This is a genomic window from Streptomyces sp. NPDC030840, assembly GCF_055572015.1.
Window position 1 is genome coordinate 64,217 of the sequence record NZ_JBVIEE010000040.1, and the last position, 11,742, is coordinate 75,958.

At 71.3% G+C, this 11,742-nt stretch carries 9 protein-coding genes and 2 pseudogenes; 8 read left to right on the forward strand and 3 right to left on the reverse strand.

Annotated elements, in window-relative coordinates:
• Position 1 precedes the first annotated feature (1 nt).
• The 4 genes from mqnE to ACZ49J_RS44515 all read left to right on the forward strand — a co-directional run bounded on the left by mqnE (position 2) and on the right by ACZ49J_RS44515 (position 3,177).
• On the forward strand, positions 2-1,165 hold the full coding sequence (mqnE, locus tag ACZ49J_RS44500) for an aminofutalosine synthase MqnE (protein ID WP_467457055.1): 1,164 nt from the start codon (positions 2-4) through the stop codon (positions 1,163-1,165).
• Positions 1,166-1,526: 361 nt separating this feature from the next.
• Positions 1,527-2,051 carry a GNAT family N-acetyltransferase gene (locus ACZ49J_RS44505; RefSeq protein ID WP_467457056.1) on the forward strand — a complete coding sequence of 175 codons (525 nt, stop codon included), beginning with the start codon at positions 1,527-1,529 and terminating at the stop codon, positions 2,049-2,051.
• A gap of 84 nt (positions 2,052-2,135) precedes the next feature.
• Entirely contained in the window at positions 2,136-2,435 is a 300-nt protein-coding gene (locus ACZ49J_RS44510; RefSeq protein ID WP_467457057.1) for a DUF4229 domain-containing protein, read from the forward strand.
• A 67-nt stretch (positions 2,436-2,502) separates the two neighbouring features.
• Positions 2,503-3,177, forward strand: a complete 675-nt coding sequence (locus tag ACZ49J_RS44515; RefSeq protein WP_467457058.1) for a TetR/AcrR family transcriptional regulator — start codon at positions 2,503-2,505, stop codon at positions 3,175-3,177.
• Here ACZ49J_RS44515 and ACZ49J_RS44520 read toward each other — a convergent pair.
• Entirely contained in the window at positions 3,170-4,066 is an 897-nt protein-coding gene (locus ACZ49J_RS44520; RefSeq protein ID WP_467457060.1) for a MaoC/PaaZ C-terminal domain-containing protein, read from the reverse strand. The two genes, ACZ49J_RS44515 and ACZ49J_RS44520, sit on opposite strands and share 8 nt — an antisense overlap.
• 3 nt (positions 4,067-4,069) lie before the next feature.
• Complete coding sequence (locus tag ACZ49J_RS44525; RefSeq protein ID WP_467457061.1) at positions 4,070-5,377, reverse strand: 3-oxoacyl-ACP reductase; 1,308 nt, start codon at positions 5,375-5,377, stop codon at positions 4,070-4,072.
• A gap of 375 nt (positions 5,378-5,752) precedes the next feature.
• Here ACZ49J_RS44525 and ACZ49J_RS44530 point away from each other — a divergent pair, with 375 nt between their 5' ends.
• On the forward strand, positions 5,753-7,675 hold the full coding sequence (locus tag ACZ49J_RS44530) for an AMP-dependent synthetase/ligase (protein ID WP_467457071.1): 1,923 nt from the start codon (positions 5,753-5,755) through the stop codon (positions 7,673-7,675).
• A 313-nt stretch (positions 7,676-7,988) separates the two neighbouring features.
• Here ACZ49J_RS44530 and ACZ49J_RS44535 read toward each other — a convergent pair whose 3' ends face one another.
• On the reverse strand, positions 7,989-8,405 hold the full coding sequence (locus tag ACZ49J_RS44535; protein ID WP_467457062.1) for a hypothetical protein: 417 nt from the start codon (positions 8,403-8,405) through the stop codon (positions 7,989-7,991).
• Positions 8,406-8,610: 205 nt separating this feature from the next.
• Here ACZ49J_RS44535 and ACZ49J_RS44540 point away from each other — a divergent pair.
• From ACZ49J_RS44540 to ACZ49J_RS44550, 3 genes and pseudogenes are all read left to right on the forward strand, one after another.
• Positions 8,611-9,729 (forward strand): annotated as a pseudogene (locus ACZ49J_RS44540) (IS630 family transposase).
• Positions 9,730-9,794: 65 nt separating this feature from the next.
• Positions 9,795-10,334 (forward strand): DEAD/DEAH box helicase family protein, encoded by a 540-nt coding sequence (locus ACZ49J_RS44545; protein ID WP_467457063.1) that lies wholly within the window; start codon positions 9,795-9,797, stop codon positions 10,332-10,334.
• 117 nt (positions 10,335-10,451) lie between these two features.
• A pseudogene (locus tag ACZ49J_RS44550) lies at positions 10,452-11,375 on the forward strand (hypothetical protein); the annotation flags it as partial.
• Positions 11,376-11,742: the final 367 nt, after the last annotated feature.

Here is an 11,742-nt window from a genome sequence, read left to right on the forward strand (position 1 = left end):
CATGGACGTCGGGCTCAAGCGCGAGCTGGAGGAGAAGGTCCGCTCCGGTGAGCGGCTGACCCGCGAGGACGGCATCGCGCTGTACGAGTCGGACGACCTGGCGTGGCTGGGCGGGCTCGCGCACGAGGTGCGGACGCGGAAGAACGGCGACGTCGTCCACTTCAACGTCAACCGCCACCTCAACATGACGAACGTGTGCACGGCCTCCTGCGCGTACTGCTCGTTCCAGCGGAAGCCGGGCGAGAAGGACGCGTACACGATGCGCATCGAGGAGGCCGTGGGGCTCGCCAAGGCGATGGAGAGCGACAACCTCACCGAGCTGCACATCGTGAACGGGCTGCACCCGAACCTGCCGTGGCGGTACTACCCGCGCTCGCTGCGGGAGCTGAAGGCCGCGCTGCCGAACGTGTCGCTGAAGGCGTTCACGGCCACGGAGATCCACCACTTCGAGACGATCTCGGGCCTGTCGGCGTCCGAGATCCTCGACGAGCTGATCGACGCCGGCCTGGAGTCGCTGACCGGCGGTGGCGCGGAGATCTTCGACTGGGAGGTCCGGCAGCACATCGTGGACCACCGCACCCACTGGGAGGACTGGTCGCGGATCCACCGGCTCGCGCACGAGAAGGGTCTGAAGACCCCGTGCACGATGCTGTACGGCCACATCGAGGAGCCGCGCCACCGGGTGGACCACGTGCTGCGGCTGCGTGAGCTGCAGGACGAGACGGGTGGCTTCCAGGTCTTCATCCCGCTGCGGTACCAGCACGACTTCGTGGACATGAAGGACGGCAAGGTCCGCAACCGGCTGCAGGCGCGGACGCAGATGGCGACGGGCGCGGAGGCCCTGAAGACCTTCGCGGTGTCGAGGCTGCTGTTCGACAACGTCCCGCACGTGAAGGTGTTCTGGGTCATGCACGGGGTGCAGACGGCGCAGCTGGCGCTGCAGCACGGCGCCGACGACATGGACGGCTCGGTCGTCGAGTACAAGATCACTCACGACGCGGACAACTTCGGCACGCCGAACAAGCTGACCCGCGAGGACCTGCTGGACCTGATCCGCGACGCGGGCTTCCGCCCGGTGGAGCGCAACACGCGGTACGAGATCATCCGCGAGTACGAGGGGCCGGACCCGGAGCGCCGGGAGTCGCCGCAGCCGATGCGGGTCTGAGGTGCGCGGGCGCCTGGCCCGCCGTCGCGGTGGGGCGCCTGCGGTTTCGTCGTGGATCGGGGGCGCGCCGCGAGGTCTCCGTCCTCGGTCCGGCGGTGCTGTGGATGTATGAGGTGCTCGGCGGCGGACACCGGCCGCTGCGGGCGGACACCTCCCGGCACACCCCCTGCCGTGCGTACGCTGCTGCGGGCGGATGAGGGCGGGCGTTGCCTTGGGCGCGTCGTGGGCCGGGGTGCGCCCGTGCTTCCAAGGGGCGCGGGGCTGTGGTGAACATGCGGCTCCGCCGCGTGGGCGCGACCAGCCACGATGGTGCCGCAGCCGACCACTCACCCCGTTGGGCAGACGAGATACGGTCCTCAGCATGTCCCTCACCTTCCAACTGGACCCCGCCGTCACCCCCGGCCTCCGGGACGGCGTCCTCACGCTGTGGGCCGACGTCTCCAACGCCGGCGGAGCCGTCGGCTTCGTCCCCCCGGTGTCGCCGGAGGCGATCCGGCCCGAGCTGCTGAAGCACCTCGCGGCGATGGCCGAGGGACGGGCGAGGCTGCTCGTCGGGCACGACCGGGACGGCGACGTGGCGGCGACCGCCTTCTTCCACTTCAACACCCATCGGCTGATGACCCACTGGGCGTGGCTGTACACCGTCATGGTGCACCCCCGGCACCAGGGGAAGGGCTACGGACAGGACCTGCTGGCGGCGGCGGAGGAGGCCGCGCGGGGCTTCGACGGCATCGAGGCGATACGGCTCACCTGCCGCGGCGGCCTCGGCCTTGAGCGCTTCTACGCCTCCTGCGGGTACAAGGAGGTGGGCCGGGTCCCCGGCGCCATTCGCGTCGCGCCGGGCGACGACCGGGACGACGTCTTCATGCTGCTGACCCTCGACTGAGGCCCCCCTGCACGATCGGGAGCCCGCCGTGCTTCACTGGACGGTGCCCTTTGGGAACGGTTCGGAACGGAAGAGTGGATTGAGATGCTCCGCTACACACTGATGCGCCTCGGCATCTTCGTGGGCTGCCTCGTGGTCGTCTGGGGCCTCGTCTACTCGGGCCTCGCCCCACGCGGGCTGGGCGCGTCCAACGGCATGTGGGTCGTTCTGCTCGCCCTGATCATCTCCGCCCCGATCAGCTTCGTGGCCCTTCGCAAGGAACGGGACCGCGCCTCCGTGCAGATCGTGCGGAAGGTCGACCGCGTGAAGGCCAACCTGGACGCCAACCGCAGCCAGGAGGACGAGGCCGACGACACCGCCCGGGCGCAGGGCCAGGCGTCCTGACCCGGCCGCCCGGTTTTGGCCGGACTCCACGCCGAAAGGTGATCCCGAACCCGCCTACCCTTTCCGTATGGGTGCTGTGAAGAGCAAACGGATGCCGCGGGCGGTGCGGGAGCGGCAGATGCTGGACGCGGCGGTACGGACGTTCGGGCAGCGGGGGTACCGGGCCGCCTCGATGGACGAGATAGCCGAACTGGCGGGCGTGTCCAAGCCGTTGGTGTACCTGTACCTGAACTCGAAGGAAGACCTCTTCACCGCCTGCATCCGGCGCGAGGCGAAGGCACTCACCGAGGCCGTGCGCGCGGGGGTCGTGGCCGGGCGGCCCGCCGACCGTCAACTCTGGGAAGGGCTCCAGGCGTTCTTCACGCACACCGCCGAGAACCCGGACGGCTGGGCCGTGCTGCACCTCCAGGCCCGTACGCACGGCGAACCCTTCGCGGCGGAGGTGGCCGCGATGCGCAGGGAACTGGTCGAGTTCGTCACCGAGCTCATCGTGGTGGCCGCGCGGGAGGCCCACCGGAACCCGTCACTGGCCGAGGGCGAGGTCGCCGGGCTCGCCGAGGCGCTCGTGGGGGCCGCCGAGGCGCTGGCCGCCTGGGCCAACGCCACGCCCGGGGTCACGGCGAGACAGGCGGCCGCGACCCTCATGAACTTCGCGTGGGCGGGCCTCGGCGACCTCATGGACGGGCGCCCCTGGTCGCCGCCGGCCGGCACGGACGCCGTGGCGGCGCGTGCTCTCACGTGAGCGGCGGACGCACCTCTTCGCTGACCTCCGTGCTGACCTCTCCGCTGACGTGGACCCGGCCGTCGTGACCCCGTAGCTCGAAGCGGCCGCCTTCCGCCGCGTACGTCACCGTCCCGGGCAGCAGCACCGGCGCCCGGAACTCCGCGCGCACGAAGGCAGTCCCGGGTGTGCCGTGCTCGGCCAGACAGCGCGCCACCGTCCACATGCCGTGCGCGATGGCGCGGGGGAAGCCGAAGAGGCGGGCGGTGAGGGGATGCAGGTGGATGGGGTTGCGGTCGCCGGACGCCGCCCCGTACCGCCGTCCGACGTCCCCGGCCAGGTGCCATTCGGCGAGTGCGGGGAGCGGTGCGGGAGCCTCGTGGGCATCCTGGGCGGCGCGCGCGGCCGTTCGGTCGCCGGCCGGATGCCGGGCCAGGTAGGTGCTGCGTGACTCCCATACGACCGTGTCGCCGGTCCGCGCCCTGGTCACGACCGTCGCCTCGGTGCCCCGGCGGTGCGGTGCCAGCTTCTCGACGTGCACCAGGAGTTCGTAGTCGCCGCCGGCCGCCAGTGGGCGGTGCTGGGTGATCTCGATCGAGGTGTGGACGAGTCCGAGGAGCGGCAGCGGGAAGTGGCGGTCGCTCATCAGGAGCATGGCCGCCGGGAAGCCGAGGACGTGCGGAAACGTGATCGGCAGCGTGTCGTCCCCGGTCGGGAAGCCGCACACCCTCTCGTACGCGGTGAGGCGCGCGAGGTCCACGCCTGTCCGGGGCAGGAGCAGGCGGGTGCGGGGGAAGGCGGCGTCCGGGCGAGGGCGCTTGAAGGGGGAGCGCAGTGCGCCGCGGGCCAGGAGGGGAGCCAGGGAGGGGGGCTCGCTGAGGACGACGGTCGCGTCGGGGGCGGACGTCATGGGTCACGCCCCCAGCAGGCTCTGGCCGCAGACCCGTACGACCTGGCCGTTGACCGCGCCCGACGCCGGGTGCGCGAGCCAGGCCGTCGTCTCGGCCACGTCGACGGGCAGGCCGCCCTGGGCGAGGGAGTTCATACGGCGGCCCGCCTCACGGACGAGGAGGGGGACGGCGGCCGTCATCCGGGTCTCGATGAAGCCGGGGGCGACCGCGTTGACGGTGACCCCGTGGTCGGCGAGAGCGCGTGGGGCGAGGGCGCGGACGAGACCGATGACGCCCGCCTTGCTCGTCGCGTAGTTGGTCTGGCCGACGTTCCCCGCGATGCCGGAGATGGAGGCCGTGGCGACGATCCGGCCGCCGGGGTTCACGGCTTTGGCCGCGAGCAGCGCGTCGGTCGTGCGCACCACGCTCGCCAGATTCACTTCCAGCACCGAACTCCACTGGTCGGCGGGCATGTTGGCGAGCTTGCGGTCGCGGGTGATGCCCGCGTTGTGGACGAGGACGTCCAGCCCGTCGGGGAGTTCGGCGGCGATGCGCTCGCCCGCGTCGGGCGCGGTGATGTCGAGGGGGAGCGGGGTGCCCTTCAAGCGGCCGGCGGTGGCGGTGAGTTCGGACTCCGCCCGCGGTACGTCGAGGCAGATCACCCGCGCCCCGTCCCGCGCCAGTGTCTCGGCGACCGCCGCGCCGATCCCGCGGGCCGCCCCGGTGACCAGCGCGGTGCGCCCGGCGAGTGGGTGCGACCAGTCCTCGGGCGCCGTCACCTCGGTGTCGCCGACCTCGATCACCTGGCCGCTGACGTACGCGGACTTGGGGGAGAGCAGGAAGCGGAGGGTGGACTCGGCGGCGGTCGCGTCCCCGGCCAGGCGTACGAGGCTGACCGTGCGCCCGCGCCCGATCTCCTTGCCGAGGGACCGCACGAAGCCCTCCAGCCCCTGCTGCACGGCGGCCCGCTGGTGGTCGTGGGCGTCCAGGGGCCGGCCGAGCACGACGATCCGCCCGCCGGTGGCGACCGAGCGGACGACCGGGTGCAGGGCGGCGTGCACCTCGGCGAGGGTGACGAAGTCGGTGACGCCCGTGGCGTCGAGGACGACGGCGGCGGGCCTCTCGGTGCCGGTGGTGGTGAGTCCCGTACGGGCGAGCACGGGAGCGAGGTCGAGGCCGGAGCGGCCCGCGGTGAGGTGGAGCAGGGGGCCGTCGAGCGTCGGGTGCCCGGGTGACCAGCGTTTCAGCGCCGCGGGCTGGGGCAGCCCGAGACGGCGGGTGAGGAAGCGGCCGGGCGCGGTGGCGGTGAGGCTCAGATAGCGGTCGGCCATGGTCGGCTCCCAGTTCGGGTCACAGCTCTCGGGCGTTCTTACTCCGGAGTCAGGTTACCGCTGGTAAGTCGCGAGTGGACAGGGGGCACGGGACGCGGGACGGGCGAGCGAAGATGAAAAGGGCTCACGATAACGGCTGGTCGGGGCGGAGTAACCGGGTAAGCCCCGGTTCCCGCACATCTCCGGCGCCGGAGCACCTCCGAACCGGCACAGACCCATCACGCGCGCGCCGTACGATCCGGTTCCTGACCGGTGATGATCCTCTGCCCCGACTGTGGGGGGCCGTGGCTGAACGCCCCGGTACGTGAGGCACGTACTACGTCATGCGGCAGAGCATCGCCTCGCCGCACGCCCCAGGAGTCGCTCGTGTCCCTCATGCAACCGTCCTCCGCCCTGCCGGTCTCCTCACGCTCCTCCGACGGCACACCGTTACTGACGGAACCCGAGGTCAGGCGGCTGGACGGGGTGGCGCGGGAGGTGTCCGTGCCGCCCCTGGTCGCGCCGGTCACGTACGGGTCGCTCGCCGATCTGCCCTTCGACAACGCCGAGACCGCGCCCGAGGACATCGTCCTCAGCCGCCGGGACGAGGCGGGCCGCTGGACCCATGTGACGGCCGCCGAGTTCGCGGAGCAGGTGCTGGCGCTGGCGAAGGGGCTGATCTCCGAGGGGCTGACGCCGGGCGACCGGATCGCCATCATGGCGCGTACGACGTACGAGTGGACGCTGCTGGACTTCGCCGCGTGGGCGGCCGGTCTGGTCACGGTTCCCGTCTACCCGACCTCCTCCGTCTTCCAGGCCCGCTGGATCCTCCAGGACACCGGCGCGGTGGCGCTCGTCACGGAGACCGCGGCGCAGGCCTCCGCCCTCGGCCCGGAGCGCGAACGCATCCCCGACCTGCGGCACATGTGGGTCATGGAGAAGGGACACCTGGACCGGCTGGCCGAGCTCGGCGAGCACGTGCCGGACCAGGAAGTGGCCGTACGGCGCGGGGTGCTGGGGCCCGACACGCTCGCCACCGTCATCTACACCTCGGGCACGACCGGCCGGCCCCGGGGCTGTGCCCTGACCCACGGGAACTTCTTCGCCGAGGTCGACAACGCGATCGAGCTCCTCTACCCGGTCTTCCGGGCACGGACGAAGGAGGAGGCGTCGGTTCTCCTCTTCCTCCCCCTGTCCCACGTCTTCGGCCGCATGGTGGCCATCGCCTGCGTACGGGCGCGGGTACGGCTCGGGCACGCGCCGAGCCTGAAGTCCGAGGACCTCCTGGCCGATCTGGCGAACTTCCGGCCGACCTGTCTGCTGGCCATCCCGTACATGCTGGAGAAGGTCTTCAACGTGGCCCGCGCGAAGGCGGAGATGGGACGCCGGGTGACGACGTTCGACCGGGCCGTGAGCGTCGCCCGGCGGTACGGCGAGGCCGTGGAGGCGGACCGGGCCGGTACCGGCGCCGGCCCCAGCCGCGCCCTGAAGGCGGCCCGCACCTTCTACGACCCGCTCGTCTACCGCCGTATCCGCAACGCCATGGGCGGCAGGGTCCGCTACATCATCTGCGGCGGCTCCCCGCTGGGCCGCCGCCTCGCCGCGTTCTTCGCCGGGGCGGGCATCGAGATCTACGAGGGCTACGGCCTCACCGAGACGACGGGGGCCGCCACCGTCACACCCCCGCTCAAGCCCCGTATGGGAACGGTGGGCTGGCCCCTGCCCGGCGTCCGGGTCCGGATAGCCGCCGACGGCGAGATCCTGCTCGCGGGCGGCCCCGTCCTGCGCGGCTACTGGGACCCGCAGGCCGGCGGAGTGTCCCAGGCGACCTCCGAGGGCTGGCTCGCGACCGGCGACCTCGGGTCCCTGGACGACGAGGGCTACCTCACGATCACCGGCCGCAAGAAGGAGATGCTGATCACGGCGGGCGGCAAGAGCGTCGCCCCCGCCCCCCTGGAGAACTGGCTCCGCGCCCACCCCCTGATCTCCCAGTGCATGGTCCTCGGCGACGGCCGCCCCTACATCACGGCCCTCATCACCCTCGACCCCGAGGGCCTCAACCACTGGCGCCGCATGAACGGCAAGCACGCCGTACCACCCGAACTCGTCGTCGACGACCCCGAGTTGCACGCACTCCTCCAGCGGGCCGTCGACGAGGCCAACAAGCTCGTCTCCCGCCCCGAGTCCATCCGCAAGTTCGCCGTCCTGGGCCGCGACTTCACGGAGGAGGAGGGCCACCTGACCCCCTCGATGAAGCTGCGCCGCGAGGCCGTCGCCCGGGACTTCGCGGAGCAGATCGAGGGGTTGTACGCGAGGTGACGGCGGGTGCGCGGGCCTCCTGCGCGGGGTCGGCCCCGAGGGGGCGCGGGCCGCGCGGAGTGGGGAGCCGCTGCCCTGAGGGGGCGCGAACCGTGCGACGGGGAGCCGGCCCCGAGCCCGTGGAGCGTGGAGTCGCTGCCCCGAGGCGGTCGCGAACTCTGACGCCGCCGCCCCGAAGCGTGACATGCGGGTAGCGGCGACGAGCAAGGGCGACGAGCGAGGTGGTACGGCCCCGGGCGCCGACGCCGACGGTACGCGTCGGACGGCGCCCGGCAGCGCCAACCCGCGCTCGCGCCGCCGCGCGCCGGCTGGGTCAGGTGGTCTTCCTGGCCGACTCACGGTCCCGGGTGTCGCCCCTCGCCGCCCGTGTCTGGACGTCCCCTCCCTGTGCTTCCCTTTCCCGCGCCTCCGTTCCTTTTCCTCGGCTGCGCACCAGCCAGGTCGCTCCGCCGACGGCGAGGGCGACCGGCCACTCAAGGACGCCCGCCGCGGTCATGGCGCCGAGGCCGCCGTAGAACACGAGGTCCTTGCCCGACGGCAGGCCGGGCAGCCGTGACGTCGCCGATTGGGCGGTGCTGCGCACGTCGTCCCTGGTGAGGTACGGGATGGGCACCGGCGGATGCAGTGTGCGCGTGTGCACGTGCAGACCGGCTCCCTCGTGCGCGTGGGTGTCCGGGGACCGCGTCTCGAGCTGCTTGTCCTCGCGGGCGCTCTCCGCTGTCCTGGCCATCCCCTTTCCTCCTCTCCGGTCGGTGTGGTGGACACCTTCTGGTGGACCCCTTCAATTCTCGCGCTTCTGCGACAGCTTTTCCCCCCTTATGTCCGCTTTGGTGGCGCGGGCGGAAAATCCAGTGCTGTGACCGCATAGGTTCGCCGGGTCGGTGGTCGTGGCGGTTGGATGTGCGGTGACGTCCGATACGACTGCTGGAGGTGCGGTGGCCGAGCCTGTCCGTGTGCGCAGACTGACCGACCAGGAGGGGCAGAAACTGCAGCAGATCGTGCGTCGGGGCAGTACCAGCTCGGTGCGTTGTCGGCGGGCGATGATGCTGTTGGCCTCGGCCGGCGGGAACCGGGTGCCGGTGATCGCCCAGCTGGGTGCAGGCCGACGATGACACTGTGCGGGATGTGATCCACCGGTGCAACGAGATCGGCCTGGCCTGCCTGGACCCTCAGTGGACGGAAGGCCGTCCCCGCCGACTCAACCCTGACGATGAGGACTTCGTCGTGGCGACGGCCACCACCCGCCCCACCAAGCTGGGCCAGCCCTTCACCCGCTGGTCTCTGCGCAAGCTCGTCGCCTACCTGCGCAAAGTCCACGGCCGGATCATTCGTATCGGCCGCGAAACCTTACGCAGCCTGCTGGCCCGTCGCGGTGTCACCTTCCAGCGCACCAAGACCTGGAAGGAATCCCCCGACCCGGCCCTCGAGGCGAAACTGGACCGGATCGAGGAGGTCCTGGACCGCATCCCCGACGGGGTTTTCGCCTTCGATGAATTCCGACCGCTCGGCATCCGCCCCGCCCACGGCTCGGGCTGGGCCGAGCAGAAGCATCCCGACCGGCTGCCGGCCACCTACCACCGCACGCACGGGGTGCGCTACTTCCACGGCTGCTACTCGGTCGGCGACGACACCCTGTGGGGCGTCAACCGGCGCAAGAAGGGTGCCGGGAACACGCTGGCCGCGCTGAAGTCGATCCGTGCCGCCCGCCCGGACGGCGCCCCGATCTACGTGATCCTGGACAACCTGTCCGCCCACAAGGGCGCCGACATCCGCCGCTGGGCGAAGGAGAACAAGGTCGAGTTGTGCACCCCGACCTACGCCTCGTGGGCGGACCCCATCGAAGCCCATTTCGGACCGCTGAGGCAGTTCACCATCGCCAACTCGGACCATCCCAACCACACCGTGCAGACCAGGGCCCTGCACGCTACCTGCGGTGGCGCAACGCCAACGCCCGTCACCGCGACGTCCTGGCCGCCGAGCGCAAGGAACGCACCCGCATCCGAAGCGAGAAAGGCATCCGCTGGGGCGGACGCCCTCTCAAAGCCGCAGCCTGACCGCAACCTCGCGAACCTGCGCGGTAACAGCACTATCCCGGGGTGGCCATGTCTACGCTGGCGGCGTGACCTTGGTGTGGGTGACGGGCAATTCAGGGACTGGTAAGTCCACGGTCTGCGGGGTGTTGCGAGCGCGTGGCCACCTTGCGCTCGACGCCGACGAGGACGGCTTCAGCCGCTGGATCGACCGATCCAAGGGCGAGGTTGTGGTGGATCCTCCGTACCCGGTTCCTGAGGGCTGGCTCAACCGATACGGGTGGGCGATCGTCCGTGAACGCGTTGAGACCCTCGTCGAGGAGTCCCGTTTCCGCATCGCGTTCTTGTGTGGGTCGGCGGAGAACGAGGCAGACGTCCGCGATCTTTTCGACCTCATCGTGTGCCTGGTGATCGACGAGGACACCCTCCGCCACCGGCTCGCGACCCGCACTACGAACACATTCGGTCAACATCCCGAAGAGCTCGCAGCGGTCCTGAAGTGGAATCCTCTGATGCGAGCGATCTACGAAAGCCGTGGCGCGACGATCATCGATGCATCCAAGCCGGTGACCGAGGTGGTGGACAGCGTGATCGACGCAGTTCAAGGGCTGACAGGGGCCACCCGATAACTCGGATTACGTCCGCACGCCGCGTGGTCGCTCAGCGGCAGTCCAACCGTCACGACCCCCGACCCGGCGAACCTATGTGGCCAGAGCACCAGAGCCCTGAGCGACATCGGGGCGCACCTCCCCGCGGGCGCCGCCTGCGACGGCACCCACCAGTCCACCACGCACACGACGCAGCACCTGGCCCTGGGGAATCCGGCGACACCGGCCGACGCCGCCGCACGCTTCGCCGACGACCCCTCGTACCTGCTGCGCCGGGAACTCGCCGCCCGGCCCGACCTGCCGCCGCCCGCGGCCCGGCATCTCGCGAACGACCCCACCCCCGGCGTCCGCGCCACCCTGGCCGAGAACCCGGCGATCAGCGAGACCCTGATCCTCGCACTGGCCGAGGACGGCGACCACGACGTACGGCGCGGCCTGGCGCACAACCCGCGCGTCCCGCTCGACGTTCTCGCCCGCCTGGCCGGTGTCACCAGGATCGGCCCGACCCTGCTGCCCCGCGTCGCCGCCGCCTCCCCGGCGGAGATCGCGCGGCTGGCCGAGTCCCCGGAGCCGGCGGTACGGATGCTCGTGGCCGAACGACGCGACCTGCCGGCCGGAATCCGCGACGCCCTGGCCGCCGACCCCGACGCGAAGGTGGCCAAGTCCGTCGCCCCGCACCCGGGACTCTCCGAAGCCCGGCTGCGCTCCATGATCGACCGGCACGGAGTCCACGTCGTCGCCAGGGTGGCGGCCAATCCGGACGCGTCACCGGCACTGCTAGAGGACCTGGCACGCCACGACCCACCAGCACGGAAAGCGCTCCGCGAGATCGCCCGGCACCCCAACGCGCCGGGCCCGGCCCTGCTCCCCTGCCTGACGGACGAGAAGACCAGACACACAGCGGCGGGCCACCCGGCCCTCCCGCCGCCCGTGATCCTCGACCTGCTCACCGACGACGACTGGTGGGTGGCGGAAGCAGCGGCGGCCAACCCCTCGCTGCCGTCAGCTGTGATGCCGGGACTGGTGCGCCGGAGCACGCCGCCGGCTCAGGTGAGCGGGTGAACGGGCTCCCATCCGTCCGGTATTCCGTACGGATGGTCCACACGCGCCCACAGCAGCACCGCGTTCACCAGCCCAGGGATCCGCCTGTTCGGGCTCGACCGAGTCATCAGCGGACCGGCCCCGTGCTCCAGGGCATCCGCGACGGCCGCCAGAAACGACGCGACGGATGCGCACCCGACCGGGGCTTCGAGCTCCAGGCCCTCGTAAGGGACCTACCGCCCGACACCGTCGACAGCGGCATACAGCCCGGAGCCCGGGGCGTCGTTGTCCGGCGCTAGTGTGCTGCGCCAGAAATCCTGAGGATTAGTTACTACCCTGTTGTCATGTCGCATCCCGGGCCTTCTGCTGTGGCGATCACGTTGTCCGA